Here is a 23,100-nt window from a genome sequence, read left to right on the forward strand (position 1 = left end):
GAGCCTAGGTAATCACCGTTTTGTCGGTGCGTTACATAAGTGCCAGACGAAAAAAAGCCCGCAGTGTGGGCGGGCGAAAAACCAACGAAGAGCTTTGGGGGTGTGAAGCGAGGTGACGCTAGCTACCGCGATAGGTGGAGTAGCTGTAGGGCGAAATAAGGAGCGGGACGTGGTAGTGATCCTGTTCGGCGCTGATGCCGAAGCGTAGGACCACCACATCCAGGAAGGCCGGTTCAGGCAGTTGCACACCACGGGCGCGGTAGTAATCGCCTGCGCTGAATTGCAGCTGGTACACGCCGCTGCGGTAATCATCGCCTTGCAACAAGGGCGCGTCGCAGCGGCCGTCGCTGTTGGTCACGGCGGTGGCGACCAGCTCAAGCTGCGTGCCTTCGACGCTGTACAGCTCAACCTTGATCGCGCTGCCGGGGCAGCCATGTGCGGCATCCAAAACGTGTGTGGTCAAACGTCCCATGGCGTCTACGCGCCTCCCGTAGTCAGTAGAAGAGTGATCCGCACTTTTTCAGGGCAGCGAAAAAGCCGGCGATGGTTGATTAAGACACTTTTTAAAAAAATTGTACACAATAAAAATCACAAACCTTTGAAGTCTCCCGGCGCCATTGCTTAATGGAGCAATCGGCCAGTCATCCTTGCTTTTAAACGACCTTTTGTCCATTAGCTGACCAACCAGGCAAGTTTCTTGCTACACCATTCGTCTAGAGCCCTGCAGAAAAAATGCAGAAATGTAGGCTTACAAAGTGCGCGATAAGTTGTATACAATCACTCATCGCTAACACGACGAACAAGAAGGAAGACTGCAGTGAGCGCTGACTACCCACGCGACCTGATCGGTTACGGCAGTAACCCTCCTCACCCCCACTGGCCGGGCAAGGCGCGCATTGCGCTGTCTTTCGTACTCAACTACGAAGAAGGTGGCGAGCGCAATATCCTGCACGGCGACAAAGAATCTGAAGCCTTCCTGTCGGAAATGGTTTCGGCCCAGCCGCTGCAAGGCGCACGCAACATGAGCATGGAGTCACTGTACGAATACGGCAGCCGTGCCGGCGTGTGGCGCATCCTCAAGTTATTCAAAGAATTCGATATCCCGCTGACCATCTTCGCCGTGGCCATGGCCGCCCAGCGTCATCCGGATGTGATCCGTGCGATGGTCGAGGCCGGCCATGAGATCTGCAGTCACGGCTACCGCTGGATCGACTATCAGTACATGGACGAGGCCCAGGAACGCGAGCACATGCTCGAAGCCATCCGCATCCTCACCGAGCTGACCGGCGAGCGCCCACTGGGCTGGTACACCGGCCGCACCGGCCCGAATACGCGCCGCTTGGTGATGGAGGAAGGCGGCTTCCTCTACGACTGCGACACCTACGACGACGACCTGCCCTATTGGGAACCCAACAACCCCACCGGCAAGCCGCATTTGGTGATCCCCTACACCCTGGACACCAACGATATGCGCTTCACCCAGGTGCAGGGTTTCAACAAGGGCGATGACTTTTTCGAGTACCTCAAGGACGCGTTCGACGTGCTCTACGCTGAAGGCTTGGATGCCCCGAAGATGCTGTCGATCGGTTTGCATTGCCGCCTGATCGGCCGCCCGGCACGCCTGGCGTCGTTGAAACGCTTCATTGAATACGTCAAAGGTCACGAACAGGTGTGGTTCACTCGCCGCGTAGACATCGCCCGTCACTGGCATGACACCCACCCGTTCAAGGGAGCCACCAAATGACTGCGTTCCAGACCCTGAAACCCTCGACCCTGAGCCGCGACGAATTCGTCAACGCCTTCGCCGATATCTACGAACATTCGCCATGGGTGGCCGAAAAGGCCTTCGACCTGGGCCAGGATGCTTCGATCGATCAGATCGAAACCCTGCACCAGCGCATGAGCGACATCCTGTTGAGCGCCGATCATGCCAGCCAGCTGGCCCTGATCAACGCTCACCCGGACCTGGCCGGCAAAGCTGCCGTCCAGGGCCAACTCACCCAAGCCAGCACTGATGAACAGGCTGGCGCGGGGATTCACCAATGCACGGCCGAAGAGTTTTCTCGCTTCACCGAGCTGAACGATGCCTACAAGGCCAAGTTCAAGTTTCCCTTCATCATGGCGGTAAAAGGCAGCAACCGGCATCAGATCCTGGCCGCGTTCGAAACGCGCATCCACAACTCGGTGGACACCGAGTTCAAGTGCGCACTGGCCGAGATCAACAAGATCGCGTTGTTCCGACTACTGACCCTCTAAACGACCATCCCCAGCCACTCTCTTTAAGGCAGACAAGAAGAATGAAAGCTTACGCCGTACCTTTCGAAAAGTTCGTCAACCTGGCCGACGCCCGCCTGGGCACCAAGATCATTTCCGTCACCGATGACTGGTTCGCCGACGCCAACCGCCTGTTCCAGCCGACCCCGGCCGTGTGGAAGGAGGGCGTTTTCGATGACAACGGCAAGTGGATGGACGGCTGGGAGTCGCGCCGCAAGCGCTTCGAAGGTTACGACAGCGCTGTGATCCGCCTGGGTGTGCCGGGCAGCATCAAAGGCGTGGACATCGACACTTCATTCTTCACCGGCAACTTCCCGCCGTCGGCCTCCCTGGAAGCCTGCTTCCTAGCTTCGGGCGAGCCGGATGACAACACCCAGTGGGTGGAAGTGCTGTCGGCCGTCGAGCTGCAAGGCAACAGCCACCACTACCACGAGATCAACAACGACCAGGCATTCAGCCACCTGCGTTTCAACATCTACCCGGATGGCGGCGTGGCCCGTCTGCGTGTGTACGGCGTGCCGTTCCGCGACTGGTCCTCGGTGGGCGACAACGAACAGGTCGACCTCGCTGCTGCACTCAACGGTGGTCGCGCCCTGGCCTGCTCCGATGAACACTTCGGCCGCATGAGCAACATCCTCAACCCAGGCCGTGGCATCAACATGGGCGACGGCTGGGAAACCGCGCGTCGTCGTACACCAGGCAATGACTGGGTGATTGTCGCCCTGGGCCATACGGGCGAGATCGAGAAAATCATCGTCGACACCCTGCACTTCAAGGGCAACTACCCGGACACCTGCTCGATCCAGGGCGCTTTCGTGAAAGGCGGCACCGACAGCCAGATCGAAACCCAATCGCTGTTCTGGCGCGAACTGCTGCCAGCGCAGAAGCTGGAAATGCACGCTGAACACACCTTCGCCGAGCAGATCAAGGCACTGGGCCCGATTACCCACATCCGCTTGAATGTGTTCCCGGATGGCGGTGTGAGCCGCCTGCGGGTCCTGGGCAAGGTCGCCAAGTAAGCGGTGAACCCAATCGCGGGCAAGCCCGCTCCCACAGTTTGATTTGTGAATACATTCAAGTGTGGGAGCTGGCTTGCCTGCGATGGCGGCAGAACAAACAACACAACACTCGGATAAGAAGACAGCCATGCGCACACTCGTGATCGAACCCCTGACCAAAGAAGCCTTCGCCCCTTTCGGAGACGTTATCGAAACCGATGGCAGCGATCACTTCATGATCAACAACGGGTCGACCATGCGCTTCCACAAACTGGCCACGGTGGAAACCGCCAAGCCTGAGGACAACGCCATCATCAGCATCTTCCGCGCCGACGCGCAGGACATGCCGCTGACCGTGTGCATGCTGGAACGACACCCGCTGGGCAGCCAGGCTTTCATACCGCTGCTCGGCAACCCCTTTCTGATCGTGGTCGCGCCACTTGGCGATGAACCTGTATCGGGCTTGGTCCGCGCCTTCGTCACCAACGGCAGGCAGGGCATTAATTACCATCGCGGCGTCTGGCACCACCCGGTGCTGACGATCGAAAAGCGGGATGACTTCCTGGTGGTTGATCGCAGTGGCACAGGCAATAACTGCGATGAGCATTTTTTCAAAGAGGATGAGCGTTTGATCCTCGCCCCCCACCAATAAGAGAAGGTCTGATCACCCGACAACAAGGGTGACAGGCGAGAGGTAAAGACTGTGGAAGCACATTTGATGGAATGGCTGAACCTGAGCGTGCGCTGGGTTCACATGATCACGGGCGTCGCGTGGATCGGCGCTTCTTTCTACTTCGTCTGGCTGGAAAACAACCTCAATCGCGTCAACCCCAAGAGCGGCCTGGCCGGTGACTTGTGGGCGATCCACGGTGGCGGTATCTACCACCTGGAAAAATACAAACTGGCCCCGCCGACCATGCCGGACAACCTGCACTGGTTCAAATGGGAAGCCTATTTCACCTGGATGTCGGGTATTGCGCTGCTGTGCGTGGTGTTCTACTGGAACCCGACCTTGTACCTGCTGGCTCCGGGCAGCAGCCTCAGTGGTCCGGAAGGCGTGTTGCTGGGCATTGGCTCACTGTTCGCCGGCTGGTTCATCTACTCCTTCCTCTGCGACTCGGCCCTGGGCAAGCGCCCTGCCCTGCTCGGTTTCATCCTGTTCGTGCTGTTGATTGCCGCCGCGTACGGCTTCAGCAAAGTGTTCAGTGGCCGTGGCGCCTACCTGCACGTGGGTGCGGTGATCGGCACTATCATGGTGGGTAACGTGTTCCGCATCATCATGCCGGCGCAACGTGCGTTGGTGGCGGCAATCGCGGAGAACCGCACGCCGGACCCGGCACTGCCGGCCAAGGGCTTGCTGCGTTCGCGTCACAACAACTACTTCACCTTGCCGGTGCTGTTCATCATGATCAGCAACCACTTCCCGAGCACCTACGGCAGCCAATACAACTGGCTGATCCTGGCCGGTATCGCGGTGGCGGCGGTGTTGGTACGGCATTATTTCAACACCCGTCACAACAGCCAGAAGTATGCGTGGACCTTGCCGGTGGGCGCGTTGGCGATGATTTGCCTGGCGTATGTGACCGGGCCAAAACCGGTGTCGACTTCGCCAGAAGTCGCCAAGGCGCCGGCCGCCATCGAGTATCAGCCATTGCCGGAAACGGCGTTGGGCGGTGGCTTGAAACCTGCTGCGCCTGCCGCACCCGCCGCTACTGCGGCTGAACCGGCACCGGCCCAGGCCACCACGGATTTCGGCCAGGTGCACAGCGTGATCGAGCAGCGTTGCACCGTGTGCCATTCGGCCAAGCCCACCAGCCCGCTGTTCAGCACCGCACCGGCTGGAGTGATGTTTGATACACCGGCACAGATCCAGCAACAGGCCGCACGTATTCAAGCGCAGGCCGTGGCGAGCCAGATCATGCCGTTGGGCAACATCACCCAGATGACCCAGCAGGAACGGGATTTGATCGGCACCTGGATCAACCAAGGAGCCCGTACTAATTAACTGATTGATGCAGATCCAAATGTGGGAGCAGCTTTTGTGGCGAGGGAGCTTGCTCCCGTTGACTGCGCAGCAGTCCTCGACTTTTTGGGGGCGCTTCGCACCCCGACGGGAGCAAGCTCCCTCGCCACAGAAGCCCCCTTCCACCTGTGGAAGTGCAGTGTTTTGAAGATTGCGTTCCAAACAACACAAAAATAAAAAAGATCCGAGGTGTTGCATGACCGAGTTAGCCGAACCGCAGATTCCTGCCGCGCCCGCCATGGTGCGGCTGCCCCTCTTGCAACTGATTCTGGTAGGCCTGCAACACGTCTTGCTGATGTACGGCGGCGCCGTCGCCGTGCCCCTGATCATTGGCCAAGCCGCCGGCTTGAGCCGTGAAGAAATCGCATTCCTGATCAACGCCGATCTGCTGGTGGCCGGTATCGCCACCATGGTGCAGTCGTTCGGCATCGGCCCAGTGGGCATTCGCATGCCAGTGATGATGGGCGCCAGCTTCGCCGCCGTCGGCAGCATGGTCGCGATGGCCGGCATGCCGGGCATCGGCTTGCAGGGAATCTTCGGTGCGACCATCGCCGCCGGATTCTTCGGCATGCTAATCGCACCCTTCATGTCCAAGGTCGTGCGCTTTTTCCCGCCACTGGTGACCGGCACGGTGATCACCGCGATTGGCCTGTCGCTGTTTCCGGTGGCCGTGAACTGGGCAGGAGGCGGCAGTGCTGCTGCCACGTTCGGCTCACCGATCTACCTGGCGATTGCCGCACTGGTACTCGCCACCATCCTGCTGATCAACCGCTTCATGCGCGGCTTCTGGGTGAATATCTCGGTGCTGATCGGCATGGGCCTGGGCTACGCCTTGTGCGGTGCGCTCGGCATGGTCGACCTCAGTGGTCTGGCAGTGGCGCCGTGGGTGCAGGTGGTGACGCCGCTGCACTTCGGCATGCCCAAGTTCGAGTTGGCGCCGATCTTGTCGATGTGCCTGGTGGTGGTGATCATCTTTGTCGAGTCCACCGGAATGTTCCTCGCCTTGGGCAAGATCACCGGCCAGGATGTCACGCCAAAGATGCTGCGCCGTGGCCTGCTGTGTGATGCCGGCGCGTCGTTCTTTGCCGGTTTTTTCAACACCTTCACCCACTCCTCGTTCGCCCAGAACATCGGCCTGGTGCAGATGACCGGTGTGCGCTGCCGCTCGGTGACGATCATGGCCGGGGTCTTCCTGATTGTGCTGAGCCTGTTGCCCAAGGCTGCCTACCTGGTGGCGTCGATACCACCGGCGGTGCTGGGCGGCGCGGCCATCGCCATGTTCGGCATGGTGGCGGCGACCGGGATCAAGATCCTGCAGGAAGCCGACATCGCCGACCGTCGCAACCAGTTGCTGGTGGCAGTGAGTATCGGCATGGGCCTGATCCCCGTGGTGCGCCCGGAGTTCTTCGCGCAGCTACCGCTGTGGATGAGCCCGATTACCCACAGTGGCATCGCCATGGCCACACTCAGCGCGTTGTCGCTGAATATCCTGTTCAACATCCTGGGTGGCGCTGAACGCCCTGAAGTCGCTCATACGCATTGATTCCTTCGTTCAAACAAAAACAATAACGAAACGGGAATAACCACATGCACACCCTTCACCTGGGGCCGGCCACAAGCCGTGCCCCATTCTCGCCCCACGCGCTCTTTAACAGCGCACTTGAGCCACGGCATAAGAGCCAGTATTCTCCGCGCCCGCTCGAATCGACTCAAAAAAAAACAGCGAATGTAAAAGCTGACTGCAAGGCCAACTTATCCCGGCCTTATGTCTGCGGCCAAAGTGCGCAAACGTCCTCTGAATTCGACTGCATCCGATGCAGCCGACGGGGATTTTTTGGCTTTTTAAACACCTTGGCGCAGCTCTTGCTAAAAGCACTAAAGCTGACCGAACAGACGATTTTTGCAGCGAACCAAAAGGCGCCACACCAGAGCGCCTGCGTAGAAGAAAAACCATAAAACTTTAACTCGGGAGCAACCGAATGAAACCTATGTTCAAAGGCCTGATGCTGGCGGGATCCCTGCTGGCCGGTGGCCAAGCCGTGGCCGGTGACCTGTTGCAGTGGCAGAACAACAGCCTGACTTACCTGTGGGGCAAGAGCTTTACCGTCAACCCGCAGATCCAACAAACCGTCACGTTCGAACATGCCGATGCCTGGAAGTACGGCGACAACTTTATCTTTGTCGACCGCATCTTTTACAACGGCAAGGAAGACGGCAACGTCGGCCCCAGTACTTATTACGGTGAAATAAGCCCGCGCCTGTCGTTCGGAAAGATCTTTGATAAAGACCTGTCGTTCGGCCCGATCAAAGACGTGCTGCTGGCATTCACTTATGAGTTTGGCGAAGGCGATAACGAGTCGTACTTGCTCGGCCCAGGCTTTGACCTGAACATTCCCGGCTTCGACTACTTCCAGTTGAACTTCTACCAGCGCCAGACCGAAGGCAATCGTCCGGGTGACGGCGTCTGGCAGATCACCCCGGTCTGGTCCTACACCATCCCCGTGGGCAACTCCGACGTGTTGATCGACGGCTTCATGGACTGGGTCACGGACAACGACAAGAACGCCCGTGGCACTTACCACGCCAACCTGCACTTCAACCCACAGGTCAAATATGACCTGGGTAAAGCGCTGCATTGGGGCGACAAGCAGTTGTATGTCGGCTTCGAATACGACTACTGGAAGAACAAGTACGGGATCGAAGATTCGGGCGCGTTCAAGACTAACCAGGACACCGCGAGCTTCCTGGTCAAGTATCACTTCTGACCGTCAGGCCAGGCCGAGGAATTTCGACAATTCCTCGCGCTTGGCCAACGCGTCGCGGCGCCCCAACTCGATCAACTCGCTGCAATACCCCGCCTCGAACAGCAAGTAACTCAAGACCCCCGCCCCACTTGTCTTGGTCGCCCCCGGCCCTCGCAAGAACAAGCGCAATGCCGCGGGCAATTCCTGACGGTGCCGCGCTGCGATTTCGTCGATCGGCTGGCTGGGCGCAATCACCAGCACTTCTACCGCCGCCACGCCAGGCGCGGCATGGCTGAACTGATTCAAGCGCTCCAGCAACTCGATATCGCTTTCCAGGCTGTCAATGAACGTGCTGTTGAGCATGTGCCCGCCAATCTGTGCCAACGTCGGCTCCTGGCCGGTAAAGGTACGTTGCGTCGCCGGTTCATTGCCGCGCGGGTTGCCGCTGACGCCGACCACCAGCACACGGCTGGCGCCCAGGTGCAACGCCGGACTGATCGGCGCCGACTGCCGCACGGCGCCGTCGCCGAAATATTCCTGGTCGAGTTTGACCGGGGCGAACAGCAAGGGAATCGCGGAGCTGGCCAGCAGGTGTTCAACCGTCAATTGGGTGGGCATGCCGATACGGCGATGGCGCAACCAGGCGTCGATGGTGCCACCGCCCTGATAGAAGGTCACTGCCTGGCCGGACTCGTAACCAAAGGCCGTCACCGCCACCGCGTGCAGATGTTTGTTGCGGATGGCTTCGTCGATGCCGGCCAGGTGCAGTTTGTCTTTGAGCAGCGCCTTCAGCGGCGTGCTGTTGAGCAGCGCCACCGGCACCTGCGCGCCAAGACCGAGCAGGCTGTGAATAAAGAAGCGGCTCGCCTGGCGAATCACCCCCGGCCAATCACTGCGCAGCACCAAGTGGCTGCGAAAGCCCTGCCAGAAGGCGGTCAGGCGTTGGATCGCGGCCCTGAAGTCCGTGGCGCCACTGGCCAGGCTCACCGCATTGATCGCACCGGCCGAGGTGCCGACAATCACCGGAAACGGATTCGGCGCCCCCGGCGGCAACAGCTCGGCAATCGCCGCCAACACCCCCACCTGATACGCCGCTCGCGCCCCGCCGCCGGAAAGAATCAAGCCTGTAACCGGTTCAGCTGGGCGCATTGCGTCACTCCATGTGGGGAAATGTCTGTCTTATCGACGGCGTTTTTCGTACAACTTAGGCTCACCCGGTGGCCGGCTCTTGAAGCGGCGATGGGTCCACAGGTATTGCTCCGGGCATTCACGCACCGAGGCTTCGACCCACTGGTTGATGCGCAAGCAGTCGGCTTCATCGCTCTCGCCGGGAAAGTCGGTGAGCGGCGGGTGGATCACCAGCCGGTAACCGCTGCCATCGGCCAGGCGTTGTTGAGTGAACGGCACCACCAACGCCTTGCCCAGCTTGGCGAACTTGCTGGTGGCCGGCACGGTGGCGGCCTGGATGCCGAACAGTGGCACGAAGAGGCTTTGCTTGGCGCCATAGTCCTGGTCCGGTGCGTACCAGATCGCGCGACCGGCGCGCAGCAGCTTGAGCATGCCGCGCACGTCTTCACGCTCCACGGCCAGGGAATCGAGGTTGTGGCGCTCGCGGCCACGGCGCTGGATGTAGTCGAACAGCGGGTTGCCGTGCTCACGGTACATGCCATCAATGGTGTGCTTCTGCCCCAACAGCGCGGCGCCGATTTCCAGGGTGGTGAAGTGCAGGGCCATGAGGATCACGCCCTTGCCATCCAGTTGGGCCTGCTTAAGGTGTTCCAGGCCTTCGACGTGGGCCAGGCGCGCCAGGCGCTGGCGCGACCACCACCAGCTCATGGCCATTTCAAAGAAGGCGATGCCGGTGGAGGCAAAGTTTTCCTTGAGCAGTTGCTTGCGCTCTTTGGCGGATTTTTCCGGGAAGCACAGTTCCAGGTTGCGCGCGGCAATGCGGCGACGTTCGCCGGCCACGCGGTACATGCCGGCACCCAGCAGGCGACCAATGGTCAGCAGCGCGCGGTACGGCAGCTGGGTGACCAGCCACAACAGGCCGAGCCCCAGCCATAACAGCCAGAAACGCGGGTGAAAAAATACAGCTCGAAAACGCGGGCGATCCATTACAGATTCCGGTAAAGACAAGGGCCGCGCATTCTACAACGGTTCGACTCGGCTTGCGGCGGGTGAGTGTTCTCGTTATAAGTCTCGACACTTTTCGTGACAAGCCGCTTTTGCCGACCATGAGCCAAACCGAACCGCTAGACCAAGATCCCGTGTTCCAGCTGAAAGGCAGCATGCTCGCCATCACCGTGCTGGAACTTGCCCGTAACGACCTCGACGCCCTGGACCGCCAGCTCGCCGCCAAGGTCGCCCTGGCCCCCAACTTTTTCAACAATGCCCCGCTGGTGCTGGCCCTGGACAAATTGCCCGCCGGCCAGGGCAGCATCGACCTGCCCGGCCTGATGCGCGTATGCCGCTCCCATGGCCTGCGCACCCTGGCGATTCGCGCCAGCCGTATCGAAGACATTGCTGCAGCGATCGCTATTGAACTGCCAGTACTGCCACCATCCGGTGCGCGCGAGCGTCCACTTGAACCATTGGTCGGTGAAGAGAAGAAAAAACCGGAAAAACCACCGGAGCCTGCGATCAAGCCTACAAAGATCATCACCTCGCCCGTACGCGGCGGGCAACAGATTTACGCCCAGGGCGGCGACCTGGTAGTGATCTCCTCGGTCAGCCCAGGGGCGGAACTTCTCGCCGATGGCAACATCCATGTATACGGCCCGATGCGCGGACGTGCCCTCGCCGGCATCAAGGGTGATACCAAGGCCCGTATTTTTTGCCAGCAGTTGACCGCTGAGCTAGTGTCCATCGCAGGCCAGTACAAGGTTTCAGAAGATTTGCGCCGTGATCCGCTGTGGGGGGCTTCGGTGCAGGTCAACCTGTCGGGCGATGTGTTGAACATCATCCGTCTTTAACGGATACTGCCGCATTTTCCAAGCATCTCTAGACTCTGATAGCACAGCGAAACCGGCATTACTTATGTAGGAATTATTTTTTCCTACAAGGCTGTCCGCCTGCAGCGAGTTCCAAGAGATGTTTTTCAGGGACCGAAACGTCCTTCTTCCTTAGGGGTGAAACACCTTGGCCAAGATTCTCGTGGTTACATCCGGCAAGGGTGGTGTGGGTAAGACCACCACCAGCGCCGCTATCGGTACCGGTCTCGCTCTGCGCGGCCACAAGACAGTTATTGTCGACTTCGACGTCGGCTTGCGTAACCTCGACCTGATCATGGGCTGCGAACGCCGCGTGGTGTATGACTTCGTCAACGTGGTCAATGGTGAAGCCAACCTGCAACAGGCCCTGATCAAGGACAAGCGCCTTGAGAACCTGTACGTGCTGGCCGCCAGCCAGACCCGTGACAAAGACGCGCTGACCAAAGAAGGCGTGCGCAAAGTCCTGGCCGAGCTGAAGGAAACCTTCGAATACGTGGTCTGCGATTCGCCGGCCGGTATCGAAACCGGTGCTCACCTGGCCATGTACTTCGCGGATGAAGCCATCGTCGTGACCAACCCGGAAGTCTCCTCCGTCCGTGACTCGGATCGCATGCTGGGCCTGCTGGCCAGCAAATCCAAGCGCGCCGAAGAAGGCCAGGACCCGATCAAGGAGCATTTGCTGCTCACCCGTTACAACCCTGAGCGCGTCAGCAATGGCGAAATGCTCGGTGTTGAAGACGTGAAGGAAATCCTCGCAGTGACCCTGCTGGGCGTGATTCCAGAATCCCAGGCGGTCCTGAAGGCCTCCAACCAGGGTGTTCCGGTGATTCTTGACGACCAGAGCGACGCCGGCCAGGCGTACAGCGATGCCGTCGATCGTTTGCTGGGCAAGACCGTGGAACACCGCTTCCTCGATGTCAAGAAGAAGGGATTCTTCGAGCGTATCTTTGGAGGCAACTAAACAATGAAATTTCTCGACTTCTTTCGCGCCAACAAAAAGCCAAGTACCGCGTCGGTAGCGAAAGAGCGTCTACAGATCATCGTGGCGCACGAACGCGGCCAACGCAGTACACCGGACTACCTGCCAGCCTTGCAGAAGGAACTGGTCGAGGTAATCCGCAAGTACGTCAATATCGGCAACGATGACGTGCATGTCGCCCTGGAAAATGACGGCAGCTGCTCGATTCTGGAACTCAATATCACCCTGCCTGATCGTTGATCGAACAGGCGGCCGCCACGGCGGCTCGTTCACCCTGATCCCTTTTTGGGGGCCGGGTGGGCGAGCCGCCGTTGGCGTTTGTTACGAGGCTGTTTAATGCCGCTGTCCAACATTCATATCCTGCATCAGGACGACGCCGTCCTGGTGGTGAACAAGCCCACCCTGCTGCTCTCGGTGCCTGGCCGCGCCGATGACAACAAGGACTGCCTGATCACCCGCCTGCAGGAAAACGGCTACCCCGAAGCCCGCATCGTGCATCGCCTGGACTGGGAAACCTCAGGCATCATCCTGCTGGCCCGTGACGCCGACACCCACCGCGAACTGTCCCGCCAGTTTCACGACCGTGAAACCGAAAAGGCCTACACCGCCCTGGCCTGGGGCCAACCGGAACTGGACAGCGGCAGCATCGACCTGCCCCTGCGCTACGACCCGCCGACCAAGCCACGGCATGCGGTGGACCACGAATTCGGCAAGCACGCGCTGACCTTCTGGAAGGTGCTGGAGCGTTGTGGGGATTGGTGCCGCGTGGAGCTGACGCCGATTACCGGGCGTTCGCATCAGCTGCGCGTGCACATGCTTTCCATCGGCCACCCCTTGCTGGGTGATGGCCTGTATGCCCATGAGCAAGCCCTGGCTGCCTGGCCGCGCCTGTGCCTGCATGCAAGCATGCTGAGCTTCACCCATCCGCAAAGCGGCGAGCGTTTGCGTTTCGAGTGCCCTGCGCCGTTCTGAAGAATAAATACGGTAAACTCGCGGCACTGCTGTCTGGAGCTATTTATGCGCGAAGCGTTGAATCAAGGCCTGATCGACTTCCTCAAGGCCTCCCCTACTCCTTTTCATGCCACTGCCGCCCTGGCCCAGCGCCTGGAAGCGGCCGGTTACCAGCGTCTCGACGAGCGCGAGACCTGGACCACCGAGGCCAACGGTCGCTATTACGTGACCCGCAACGATTCGTCGATCATCGCCTTCAAGCTCGGCCGCCATTCGCCGCTGCAGGGTGGTATCCGTCTGGTCGGCGCCCATACCGACAGCCCGTGCCTGCGGGTCAAGCCCCAACCTGAGCTGCAACGCCAGGGTTTCTGGCAACTGGGCGTGGAAGTCTACGGCGGCGCACTGCTGGCACCGTGGTTCGACCGCGACCTGTCCCTGGCCGGCCGCGTGACCTTCCGCCGCGACGGCAAGGTCGAAAGCCAACTGATCGACTTCAAGCTGCCCATCGCTATCATCCCCAACCTGGCCATTCACCTGAACCGTGAAGCCAACCAAGGGTGGGCGATCAATGCCCAGACCGAGCTGCCGCCGATCCTCGCGCAATTTGCCGGTGACGAGCGCGTGGACTTCCGCGCCGTGCTCACCGAGCAGCTGGCACGGGAACATGGCTTGAACGCCGATGTGGTGCTCGACTACGAGCTGAGCTTCTACGACACCCAAAGCGCCGCGGTCATCGGCCTGAACGGCGACTTCATCGCCGGCGCGCGCCTGGACAACCTGCTGTCGTGCTACGCCGGCCTGCAAGCCTTGCTCACCAGCGACAGCGAAGAGACCTGCGTGCTGGTGTGCAACGACCACGAAGAAGTCGGCTCCTGCTCGGCGTGCGGTGCCGATGGCCCGATGCTGGAACAGACCCTGCGCCGCTTGTTGCCGGAAGGGGATGAATTCGTACGCACCATTCAGAAATCCCTGCTCGTGTCTGCGGACAACGCCCACGGCGTGCACCCCAACTACGCCGAGAAGCATGACGCCAACCACGGCCCCAAGCTCAACGCAGGCCCGGTGATCAAGGTCAACAGCAACCAGCGCTACGCCACCAACAGCGAAACCGCCGGGTTCTTCCGCCACCTGTGCATGGCCCAGGAAGTACCGGTACAGAGCTTCGTGGTGCGCAGCGACATGGGCTGCGGCTCCACCATCGGCCCGATCACCGCCAGCCACCTGGGCGTGCGCACCGTGGACATCGGCTTGCCGACGTTTGCCATGCACTCCATTCGCGAGCTGTGCGGCAGCCATGATTTGGCGCATCTGGTGAAGGTGTTGGGCGCGTTCTACGCGAGTCACGACTTGCCCTGATGTGGCATGGGGTTGATGTGTTTCTGATACACATCAACCCCACTTCCTGCAATCCGACCTAGACTTGTCAGTATTCCCACTCCGACAAGGCCGTCGCACCATGATCTCCATGTCCTCCTTCCACGCCATGCTGATCCCGATCCTGATCGGCATGATCATGCTCGCCGTGGGCTTCAACTTCCGTGACAAACCCCTCGGTGTGTTTGGCATGTGGATCGGCATGCTGCTGATCCTGGGCACTGTGGTGTACAAGATCCTCGCAAAACTGGCTGAATGACGATTGCGCTCGTACACTCGGTCAACTCGTCGTTTCCAAGGTTGACCGCCTCGTGCTTTCCCGCCTGTTTGCCCTGCCCTGCTATTGCTTGATCGCCCTGCTGACGCTGCTGCCGCTGACGCCTGCCCATGCCGTGGGCTTGCCCGGCCTGCTCGGCAACACCAACAAGACCCAGCCCCAGGCCGAAGTGCCGCTGGGGCAGTCGTTGGACGAGGTGATCAAGACCCTGGAAAACGACCAGCAACGCACCCAATTGCTGAGCGACCTGAAAAAGCTCCGTGAAGCCACGAAAAAAGCCCAGCCGGCCGCCGAAGAAGGCGTGCTGGGGTTGATCGGCGGCACCCTGGCCAACCTGGAAGCACAGTTTTCGGGGGCCGATAGCCCCCTGGGGCGCTGGTCCAATGAAATCGACCAGGCCAAGGAAGAACTCAGTGCACTGATACTGCCGGCCAACGAATGGTTGCCGATCATTTTCGGTTTTGCCCTGATCCTTGCCGTGTGGAGCCTGCTCGCCGCCGCGCTGATCTGGCTCAGCCACCGCGTGCGCGAACGCTTCGGCCTGCCCGAAGAACTGCCGCAACATCCGCGTACCTGGGACATGGTGCGTTTTGCCCTGCGTAAACTCGGCCCATGGCTGATTGCTTTGGTGATCACGGTGTACCTGAGTTATGCCCTGCCGTCGTCCCTGGGCAAATCCTTGGCGATGGTGTTGGCCTACGCGCTGGTGGTGGGCACCTGTTTCTCGGCGATCTGCGTGATTGCGTTTTCCGTGCTCGACGGCCCGCATCGCCATCGCGCGTTGTACATCCTGCGTCACCAGGCGTTCCGCCCGCTGTGGTGGATCGGCAGCTTTGCCGCCTTCGGTGAAGCCTTGAGCGACCCGCGGCTGGTCGCAGCACTGGGGCAGCACTTGTCACATACCGCCGCGACCATCGCCAATGTGATGGCGGCGTTGTCCACTGGCGTGTTCATCCTGCGCTTCCGCCGCCCCATCGCCCACCTGATCCGCAATCAGCCACTGTCGCGCCGCCTCACACGCCGTGCGCTCAGCGACACCATCGAAATCATCGGTTCCTTCTGGTACATCCCCGCGCTGCTGTTGGTGGGTATTTCGCTATTCGCTACCTTCGTCTCGGCGGGCGATACCAGCACAGCACTGCGCCAATCGCTGCTGTGCACGGTGCTGCTGGTGCTGTGCATGGTGATCAACGGCCTGGTACGGCGTCACGCCCTCAAGCCGCAACGTGGGCACAAACGCCATGCGCTGTACTCCGAGCGCCTGAAAAGCTTCGTCTACACCCTGGCTCATTTGGTGGTGTGGCTGGTGTTTATCGAGCTGGGCTTGCGGGTGTGGGGCCTGTCGCTGATCCGCTTTACCGAAGGCGATGGCCATGAAGTCAGCGTCAAGCTGTTCGGCCTGGCCGGGACCCTGCTGTTTGCCTGGTTGATCTGGATTCTCAGCGACACCGCGATCCATCACGCGCTCACCCGCTCGCGCAAAGGCCTGGCCAACGCCCGCGCGCAGACCATGATGCCGCTGATCCGCAACGTGCTGTTCGTGACCATCTTCATCATCGCCGCCATCGTTGCCCTGGCGAACATGGGCATGAACGTCACGCCGCTGTTGGCGGGTGCGGGTGTGATCGGCCTGGCCATCGGTTTCGGCGCGCAGTCACTGGTGGCGGACTTGATCACCGGCCTGTTCATCATCATCGAAGACTCCCTGGCCATCGATGACTACGTGGATGTCGGCGGTCACCTCGGCACCGTCGAAGGCCTGACCATCCGTACCGTGCGCCTGCGCGACATCGACGGCATCGTGCACACCATCCCGTTCAGCGAGATCAAGAGCATCAAGAACTACTCGCGGGAGTTCGGCTACGCGATCTTCCGTGTGGCGATCCCCTACAACATGGAGATCGACGACGCCATCAAGCTGATGCGCGATGTCGGCCAGAAGATGCGCAACGACCCGCTGCAGCGCCGCAATATCTGGTCGCCGCTGGAGATTCAAGGCGTGGAGAGTTTCGAGTCGGGCAGCGCGATTCTGCGCGCACGCTTCAAGACCGCGCCGATCAAGCAGTGGGAAGTGTCGCGGGCGTTCAACCTGTCCCTCAAGCGCCATCTGGACGAGGCCGGGCTGGACCTGGCCACGCCGCGCCTGAGCGTGCAGGTGGTAACCGCTGGCACTGTGCAGGAGAAAGATCAACAACAATAAACTCAGGAGAGGTCCTTATGCGTTTAACCGGTCTGACACACCCGTGGATTTTTGGCATGTTGTGCGGGGTCGCCAGCAGTGCCGTGATAGCCGCCAGCAGCGGCCAGGACAGCGCCCGGGAGGAAATTGCCGCGCAGGCAAAAGCCCTTGAGCCGGCGCTGCTGGAAACCCGACGCGACATCCATGCCCACCCGGAACTGGGCAACACCGAAACCCGCACCGCCGAGCTGGTCGCGAAACAATTGCGCGACCTGGGCCTTGAGGTAAAAACCGGCGTCGCCCGTACGGGCGTTGTTGCTGTTCTGAAAGGCGCCCTGCCCGGCCCCACCGTCGCCCTGCGCGCAGACATGGATGCGCTGCCGGTGAAGGAAGTCGCCGACCTGCCCTTCGCCTCCAACGCCAAAGGCACCTACCTGGGCAAGGAAGTCGACGTGATGCACGCCTGCGGCCACGACGCCCACGTCGCTATCCTACTGAGCACCGCGAAAATCCTGACCGGCATGCGCGAACGCTTGCCGGGCACCGTGGTGTTCTACTTCCAACCGGCCGAGGAAGGCCCGAGCGATTTCATCCCCGACGGCAAAAACACCTGGGGTGCCAAAATGATGGTGCAGGAAGGCGTGATGAAGGCGCCCAAGCCGGACGCGGTGTTCGGCCTGCACGTGTGGGCCGGTGTGCCCGCCGGCCAGATTGCCTACCGTCCGGGACCGACCCTGGCCAGCTCGGACGATTTGCGCATCAAGATCCTCGGCAAGCAGACCCACGCCGGTCGCCCTTGGGACGGCATCGACCCGATCACCGTGGGCGCGCAGACCATTGTCGGCCTGCAGACCGTGGTCAGCCGCCGCACCGATATCTCGTCATTCCCGTCGGTGGTGAGCATTGGCACCATCAATGGCGGCACGCGCTACAACATCATTCCGGAGTCGGTGGACATGACCGGCACCATTCGCTCCTACGACTATGGCATCCGCCAGAAGCTGCACGCGGACGTGCGCCAGACCGTGGAGAAAATCGCTGAAAGTGGTGGCGCCAAGGCCGAAGTCACCATCATCGAGAAGTACGATCCCACCATCAACAACCCGGCGCTGACCGAGAAGATGTTGCCGAGCCTGCGCTGGGCGGCCCAGGATGACGTGGTGCAGGGTCCGTTGGTGGGCGGTGCCGAGGACTTCTCGTTTTATGCCAAGGAGGCACCGGGACTGTTTGTGTTCCTGGGCGTGACGCCAAGGGATCAGGACATGAGCAAGGCGGCGCCGAACCACAATCCGGGGTTCTTTGTGGATGAGTCGGCGTTGGTGGTGGGAGTGAGGACGTTGGCGTCGTTGGCGACGGATTACCTATACACCAACTAATCGCCGAGATGGTTTTCTGTGGTGGGCAGGGTTGGCGTGATGAGCGGGCTTGACCTGTGGTGAGCGGGCTTGCCCCGCGCTGGGCTGCGCAGCAGCCCCTAAAAAGCCGGGAGCGCTTCGCACTCCAGCGCGAGCAAGCTCGCTCACCACAGAAGCCCGCTCACCACAGTAAGCCCACCCGTCTCAGCCCGCGAGCGCAGCCCCATCCATCTTCTGGCGCAAGCTCAACGGACGCATATCCGTCCAGACTTCTTCGATGTAGGCCAGGCATTCTTTCTTCAGGCCGCTCTTGCCCACGGTGCGCCAGCCTTCTGGCACTGCCTTGTAGTCGGGCCAGATGGAATACTGTTCTTCGTGGTTGACCACTACCTGAAACAGGATGTCGTCGCGGTCAAATACTGAGGTCATTGCTGTTCTCCATCGCTGAAAGACTGGCTGCGCACCGCGCGCAGCACTGATATCTGTAGAAACGTACCAAGGGTGCAAAAAATTAGAGGCTGGCGACCGCCGCCGCCAACGCGCGCCCGAAGATGTCCGCCACCTGGTCGACTTCAGCCGCAGTAATTACCAGCGGCGGCAGGAAACGCACCACGCTGCCGTGCCGGCCACCGAGTTCCAGGATCAAGCCGCGCTTGAGGCATTCACGCTGCACCAGTGGCGCCAGTTGGCGGTGCACGGGTGGATGGCCCTGGATGTCTAGTGGGCCATTCGGGTCTACCAGTTCCACACCCAGCATCAGCCCACGACCGCGAATATCGCCCAGCTGTGGAAAGTCGCGTTGCAGGATGCGCAGGTGTTCGCCCAGGCGTTCGCCCATGGCCGCAGCGTGACCGGCCAGGTCGTGATCCTTGAGGTAGCGCATCACCGCCGAGCCTGCCGCCATCGCCATCTGGTTACCCCGGAAGGTCCCGGCGTGGGCGCCCGGCAGCCAGGTGTCGAGCCAGTTGCGATACACCACCACCGCCAACGGCAAGCTGCCGCCGATGGCCTTGGACATCACCACCACATCCGGAATGATGCCGGCGTGTTCGAACGCAAACATCTTGCCGGTGCGACCGAAACCGCTCTGAATTTCATCAACGATCAACGCCACGCCCGCCTGCTCGGTGATACGGCGCAGGCCGCGCAGCCAGTCGAGGTCCGCTGGGATCACACCGCCCTCGCCCTGCACCACTTCGACGATCACCGCCGCCGGCAATAGCACGCCTGCTTCGGGATCGTTCAGCAGGTTTTCCAGGTAATGCAGGTTGACCCGCACCCCTTCGGCGCCGCCCAGGCCGAACGGGCAACGGTAGTCGTAGGGGTACGGCAAAAACTGCACGCCATTGCCGAGCAAGGCTCCCAAAGGTTTTTTCGGCCCCAGGCTGCCCATCAGGCTCAACGCGCCCTGGCTCATGCCGTGGTAGCCGCCCTGGAAAGACAGTACGGTGCTGCGCCCGGTGGCGGTGCGTACCAACTTCAATGCAGCTTCCACCGCATCCGTGCCAGTAGGGCCGCAGAACTGGATTTTCGCTTCCCGCGCCAACGCAGGCGGCAACAGACCGAACAGGTCCTGTACGAACTGATCCTTGACCGGTGTCGTCAGGTCCAGGGTGTGCAGGGGCAATTCGTCGGCCAGCACTTGCTGGATCGCCTCGATCACCACCGGGTGGTTATGCCCGAGCGCCAAGGTGCCCGCACCGGCCAGGCAGTCAATGAAACGGCGGCCTTCCACGTCTTCCACATAGAGGCCCTTGGCGCGTTTGAGCGCCAGGGGAATGCGTCGCGGGTAGCTGCGGGCGTTGGATTCCTGCTGGCGCTGGCGGGCGAGCAGCGGGGTTTCGTCGAACTGGTAAAGTGTTTCATGCACCGGGGCGTCTTCGATACGGCTGGTGGCGACTGACATTTCTCGATCCCTCAATACGCTGATGATGGTGACCAAACTGCCGATCCGCTGGCGTCTGGCCCAAGGGGCATGCGCACGGATTTCCTGTTCTGGAAACGCACCAGCGTCAGGAGGATTTACTCCTCCGGTCGCGAAAAACCGTCAACCGCACAGCCCCTGGTACTTTTCATTCAACGCATAAAGAATCGCGCAGGTTTCAGCATCCAGAAACCCACGATAATCCCGTGGACGAAAGTGCATCTGAAACGCTCGCGTGCGCTGTTCAAACCCCTGCCGATTCTTCGCCGGCGCATACCCGTAGCGTTGAAACGCCCGCTCCACCTCGACTTCCGACGGCAGCCCCAGGCAGAAGCGGCGTTGATACATCGTCTGGGACGGCTCATCAAACCAGGCCCCTACTCCGGCGTCATACAAGCGCCGCCACGGCAGTTGCGGCCCTGGATCGCTCTTGCGGCTGAACGCCACGTCCGAATGCCCGAGAATGTCGGTAGGCCCAATCTGTGGATAACGTCCGAGAATGTCGCGCACCAGGGCAATCAACACCTCGACTTGTTCCTCACCGTAGGCGGGAAAGGTGAACACACCGCCGTCATCCAGTGCCAGGTTGACGATCTCGATGCCAACCGAGCGGCTGTTGAGGTTGTCGCGCCCCGCCCAATGGCTCACCCCGGCATGCCAGGCGCGCTTGTCCTCTTCCACCAACCGGAACACCCGCAACTCTTCGTAGCCTGCGGCGCGGTAGCTGGGGTCGCCGGGGTCGGGCAGCAGGTAGTGCGCACTCACGCCATCCTGGGTCAGGGTGCGCAGGGAGGAGCCAAAAGGTGCCGCGGTGTAATGCAGGATCACCTGCCGCACGGGCTCGCCGTTGCGTTCGTTGAAACCTTTGGCAGGGAAGCTTGTATCGATGACCAACATAAGAACCGTCCTTTTCAATACAGGCCGAGTCGTTCAGCCCGTTCAAGCGCAAAAAAATTACCGCCATCCTGAAGGCTTGATCCTCAGGAGGGCGGTAACTATGTGGCACTTGAAAGAAAAGTGATCAGCGCCGCAGCGGCATGCCCAGGTCGACGCGCAGGCCATCCGGCTGGCTGTCGAACTTCAGCGAGCAGGAGCAGCGCTGCACGATTGCTTGCACAATCGCCAGGCCCAGGCCGCAGCCTTCGCTGCTGCCATTGCGCCAGAAGCGTTGGGTCAGGTACTGCAGGTCCTCCGGCGAAATCTGCTGGCCGTGGTCACGCACGCGGAACACCACGTTATCCGCCTCGATCAATACGCGCAGTTCCACCCGTGTGTCCGCAGGCGTATGGCGCAGGGCGTTGTCCAGCAGATTGCGCAGGGCTGCGACCGCCAGGCCCACCGGCATTTCCACCGGGGTAGCGGACAGACTGTCCGGCAGGATCAGGTCGATACGCGCGTTATCGCCGGCATTGGCATCCTGGATGGCCAGCCGTGCCACGTCCTCGGCACTGGAGTGCATGCCATCGTCAAATGACAGGTTGCCCTCCACCCGCGCCAGCAGCAGCAATTGCTCCAGGGTGCGATGCAGGCGGTCGGCGCCCTCCTCGGCGTGGGCCAGGGATTGGTCGCGGGCTGCGCCGTCGGTCATACGCGCCACTTGCAGGTGGGTCTTGATCGCCGTCAGCGGGCTGCGCAGTTCGTGGGCGGCGTCGCCGGTGAGGCGGCGTTCGCGCTCGATGGTCTTGGCGATACGTTGCAACAGTTGGTTCTGGGTGTCGAGCAGCGGCTTGAGCTCGCTGGGCAACGGGTGGATCTGCAAAGGTTCCAGGGAATCGGCACTGCGCCGCATCAGGGCGTCACGCATGCGGTTGAGCGGCAGCAGGCTCTGGCCGATGCCCAACCACAGCAGGCACAGGCAGCCAAGCATTGCCACGCCGACCGGCACCGAAGCAGCCAGCAGGATCGACAGGTTCAACGCCTCACGCTCCACCTGACGGTCGGCGGTGGTGATCAACAGGTCACCACGGGACAGGGTGAAACTGCGCCAATTCACGCCATCAATCACCTGGTCACGAAAGCCACTCTGGCGCGACTCCAGGCCTTCATCCGGCGTGGCATGACTGCGCGCCAGCACTTCGCCACGCAAGGAACTGACCTGACACGCCATACCCCCTGGCACATTCAGTTGTGCCCCATGGAAATGCGCACCGCCGCTCACACTGGCCAGGCCCGGCATCTGCTCGGTCAGCCCCGCCACCATGCGCGCCGACGCCACCAGGCGTTGGTCGAGAGAGAACATCATCTGGTTACGCAGGTCGTTGAGCATCCAGGCGGCCGCCAGCGCCCAGATCAACACAAAAGCGGCGCCCAGCTTGAACGTCAGGCGCAGGCGCAGGCTTTTCACGATGCGTCCTCGCCCCCGTCCGCCGGGCCCAGGCGATAGCCCAGGCCGCGCACGGTCTCGACGATGCCGTTGCCCAATTTGCGCCGCAGGTGGTGGATATGCACGTTGAGGGCGTTGCTTTCCAATTCGTCATTGAAGCCGTAGACGCTGTCCTTGAGCTGTTCGCTGGACAGCACCCGGCCTTTGTTATGCAACAGGGCCTGCAACAGCGCCTGCTCGCGGCGCGACAGATCCACCGGCTCGCCGCCCAGGAAGGTTTCGCGGCTGCTGGGGTCGTAGGCCAGGCGGCCATGTTCGATCAGGTTGACGCTGCGCCCCGCCACGCGACGCAGCAGGGTTTGCAGGCGGGCGGCGAGTTCGCGCAGGTCGAAGGGTTTGAGCAGGTAGTCATCGGCGCCGGCTTGCAGGCCGTCGACGCGGTTGGTTACCGAATCGCGCGCGGTGAGGATCAGTACCGGAATTTCCAGGCCCTGGCTGCGCTGTTGCTGCAACAGCTTGAGGCCGTCTTCGTCCGGCAGGCCGAGGTCGAGCACCATGATGTCGAACGTGGCGGCCCTGAGCATGGCGCGCGCGGCGCTGGCCGAGGCCACGCGCTCCACGGTAAAACCCTGGGCGGTCAGGCCAGCCACGATGCCGCTGGCGATCAGTTCGTCGTCTTCACAGACCAGTACGTGCATGGTGAACCCTT

The 23,100-nt window shown here is 61.1% G+C and carries 24 protein-coding genes; 16 read left to right on the forward strand and 8 right to left on the reverse strand.

The features are described from left to right. Positions 1 to 118 precede the first annotated feature (118 nt). On the reverse strand, positions 119 to 472 hold the full coding sequence (gene uraH, locus OZ428_RS23805; RefSeq protein ID WP_269131523.1) for a hydroxyisourate hydrolase: 354 nt from the start codon (positions 470 to 472) through the stop codon (positions 119 to 121). A 345-nt stretch (positions 473 to 817) separates the two neighbouring features. On the opposite strand from uraH, the gene puuE reads away from it, so the two are divergent. From puuE to OZ428_RS23845, 8 genes are all read left to right on the forward strand, one after another. Next, positions 818 to 1,744, forward strand: coding sequence for an allantoinase PuuE (gene puuE / locus OZ428_RS23810; RefSeq protein ID WP_269131524.1), 927 nt, complete (start codon positions 818 to 820; stop codon positions 1,742 to 1,744). Further along, positions 1,741 to 2,256: a 2-oxo-4-hydroxy-4-carboxy-5-ureidoimidazoline decarboxylase gene (gene uraD, locus OZ428_RS23815; RefSeq protein WP_269131525.1), complete on the forward strand. Its 516-nt coding sequence runs from the start codon at positions 1,741 to 1,743 to the stop codon at positions 2,254 to 2,256. The genes puuE and uraD overlap by 4 nt, the downstream gene beginning before the upstream one ends. Before the next feature lie 41 nt (positions 2,257 to 2,297). Further along, positions 2,298 to 3,293: an allantoicase gene (gene alc, locus OZ428_RS23820; RefSeq protein ID WP_269131526.1), complete on the forward strand. Its 996-nt coding sequence runs from the start codon at positions 2,298 to 2,300 to the stop codon at positions 3,291 to 3,293. A gap of 127 nt (positions 3,294 to 3,420) precedes the next feature. After that, a complete protein-coding gene (locus tag OZ428_RS23825; protein WP_016976354.1) occupies positions 3,421 to 3,924 on the forward strand; it encodes an ureidoglycolate lyase in 504 nt (167 codons plus the stop codon). A gap of 51 nt (positions 3,925 to 3,975) precedes the next feature. Next, positions 3,976 to 5,277 carry a urate hydroxylase PuuD gene (locus OZ428_RS23830; RefSeq protein WP_269131527.1) on the forward strand — a complete coding sequence of 434 codons (1,302 nt, stop codon included), beginning with the start codon at positions 3,976 to 3,978 and terminating at the stop codon, positions 5,275 to 5,277. A 214-nt stretch (positions 5,278 to 5,491) separates the two neighbouring features. Further along, entirely contained in the window at positions 5,492 to 6,838 is a 1,347-nt protein-coding gene (locus tag OZ428_RS23835) for a nucleobase:cation symporter-2 family protein (protein ID WP_177078355.1), read from the forward strand. 44 nt (positions 6,839 to 6,882) lie between these two features. Beyond that, positions 6,883 to 7,251 (forward strand): hypothetical protein, encoded by a 369-nt coding sequence (locus OZ428_RS23840; RefSeq protein ID WP_156717500.1) that lies wholly within the window; start codon positions 6,883 to 6,885, stop codon positions 7,249 to 7,251. A 23-nt stretch (positions 7,252 to 7,274) separates the two neighbouring features. Beyond that, positions 7,275 to 8,060: an outer membrane protein OmpK gene (locus OZ428_RS23845; protein WP_028617274.1), complete on the forward strand. Its 786-nt coding sequence runs from the start codon at positions 7,275 to 7,277 to the stop codon at positions 8,058 to 8,060. Positions 8,061 to 8,063: 3 nt separating this feature from the next. Here OZ428_RS23845 and OZ428_RS23850 read toward each other — a convergent pair whose 3' ends face one another. Both OZ428_RS23850 and OZ428_RS23855 read right to left on the reverse strand, forming a co-directional pair. Continuing rightward, positions 8,064 to 9,188, reverse strand: coding sequence for a patatin-like phospholipase family protein (locus OZ428_RS23850; RefSeq protein WP_178954289.1), 1,125 nt, complete (start codon positions 9,186 to 9,188; stop codon positions 8,064 to 8,066). Positions 9,189 to 9,218: 30 nt separating this feature from the next. Continuing rightward, positions 9,219 to 10,154, reverse strand: a complete 936-nt coding sequence (locus OZ428_RS23855) for a lipid A biosynthesis lauroyl acyltransferase (RefSeq protein WP_269131528.1) — start codon at positions 10,152 to 10,154, stop codon at positions 9,219 to 9,221. A 119-nt stretch (positions 10,155 to 10,273) separates the two neighbouring features. Between OZ428_RS23855 and minC the strand changes: the two genes are divergently transcribed. From minC to OZ428_RS23895, 8 genes are all read left to right on the forward strand, one after another. Then, positions 10,274 to 11,011 (forward strand): septum site-determining protein MinC, encoded by a 738-nt coding sequence (minC, locus tag OZ428_RS23860; RefSeq protein ID WP_033900844.1) that lies wholly within the window; start codon positions 10,274 to 10,276, stop codon positions 11,009 to 11,011. A gap of 166 nt (positions 11,012 to 11,177) precedes the next feature. After that, positions 11,178 to 11,990 carry a septum site-determining protein MinD gene (gene minD / locus OZ428_RS23865; protein WP_269131529.1) on the forward strand — a complete coding sequence of 271 codons (813 nt, stop codon included), beginning with the start codon at positions 11,178 to 11,180 and terminating at the stop codon, positions 11,988 to 11,990. A 3-nt stretch (positions 11,991 to 11,993) separates the two neighbouring features. Next, positions 11,994 to 12,248, forward strand: a complete 255-nt coding sequence (gene minE / locus OZ428_RS23870) for a cell division topological specificity factor MinE (protein ID WP_003175252.1) — start codon at positions 11,994 to 11,996, stop codon at positions 12,246 to 12,248. A 96-nt stretch (positions 12,249 to 12,344) separates the two neighbouring features. Then, complete coding sequence (locus tag OZ428_RS23875; RefSeq protein WP_269131530.1) at positions 12,345 to 12,980, forward strand: RluA family pseudouridine synthase; 636 nt, start codon at positions 12,345 to 12,347, stop codon at positions 12,978 to 12,980. 45 nt (positions 12,981 to 13,025) lie between these two features. Further along, positions 13,026 to 14,315, forward strand: a complete 1,290-nt coding sequence (locus OZ428_RS23880) for a M18 family aminopeptidase (protein ID WP_025854984.1) — start codon at positions 13,026 to 13,028, stop codon at positions 14,313 to 14,315. Between the two features lie 100 nt (positions 14,316 to 14,415). Further along, positions 14,416 to 14,592 (forward strand): hypothetical protein, encoded by a 177-nt coding sequence (locus OZ428_RS23885; protein ID WP_010208820.1) that lies wholly within the window; start codon positions 14,416 to 14,418, stop codon positions 14,590 to 14,592. Between the two features lie 52 nt (positions 14,593 to 14,644). Next, positions 14,645 to 16,810 (forward strand): mechanosensitive ion channel family protein, encoded by a 2,166-nt coding sequence (locus tag OZ428_RS23890; protein ID WP_033900837.1) that lies wholly within the window; start codon positions 14,645 to 14,647, stop codon positions 16,808 to 16,810. A gap of 17 nt (positions 16,811 to 16,827) precedes the next feature. Further along, positions 16,828 to 18,165 (forward strand): amidohydrolase, encoded by a 1,338-nt coding sequence (locus OZ428_RS23895; RefSeq protein WP_269131531.1) that lies wholly within the window; start codon positions 16,828 to 16,830, stop codon positions 18,163 to 18,165. A 183-nt stretch (positions 18,166 to 18,348) separates the two neighbouring features. On the opposite strand, the gene OZ428_RS23900 is transcribed toward OZ428_RS23895, so the two are convergent. From OZ428_RS23900 to OZ428_RS23920, 5 genes are all read right to left on the reverse strand, one after another. Beyond that, on the reverse strand, positions 18,349 to 18,573 hold the full coding sequence (locus OZ428_RS23900) for an MbtH family protein (protein WP_038841721.1): 225 nt from the start codon (positions 18,571 to 18,573) through the stop codon (positions 18,349 to 18,351). A gap of 82 nt (positions 18,574 to 18,655) precedes the next feature. Further along, positions 18,656 to 20,050 (reverse strand): aspartate aminotransferase family protein, encoded by a 1,395-nt coding sequence (locus OZ428_RS23905; protein ID WP_269131532.1) that lies wholly within the window; start codon positions 20,048 to 20,050, stop codon positions 18,656 to 18,658. Positions 20,051 to 20,191: 141 nt separating this feature from the next. Then, the gene (locus tag OZ428_RS23910) at positions 20,192 to 20,965 is read right to left on the reverse strand and encodes an N-acetylmuramoyl-L-alanine amidase (protein ID WP_269131533.1); all 774 of its coding nucleotides are present in this window, start codon (positions 20,963 to 20,965) and stop codon (positions 20,192 to 20,194) included. 124 nt (positions 20,966 to 21,089) lie between these two features. Next, positions 21,090 to 22,412: an ATP-binding protein gene (locus OZ428_RS23915; protein WP_269131534.1), complete on the reverse strand. Its 1,323-nt coding sequence runs from the start codon at positions 22,410 to 22,412 to the stop codon at positions 21,090 to 21,092. Then, positions 22,409 to 23,089 (reverse strand): response regulator, encoded by a 681-nt coding sequence (locus OZ428_RS23920; RefSeq protein ID WP_177002962.1) that lies wholly within the window; start codon positions 23,087 to 23,089, stop codon positions 22,409 to 22,411. The genes OZ428_RS23915 and OZ428_RS23920 overlap by 4 nt, the downstream gene beginning before the upstream one ends. Positions 23,090 to 23,100 lie beyond the last annotated feature (11 nt).

The sequence above is a fragment of the Pseudomonas sp. GXZC genome (genome assembly GCF_026967615.1).
In the GTDB taxonomy this organism is placed as follows: Bacteria; Pseudomonadota; Gammaproteobacteria; order Pseudomonadales; family Pseudomonadaceae; genus Aquipseudomonas; species Aquipseudomonas azotoformans_A.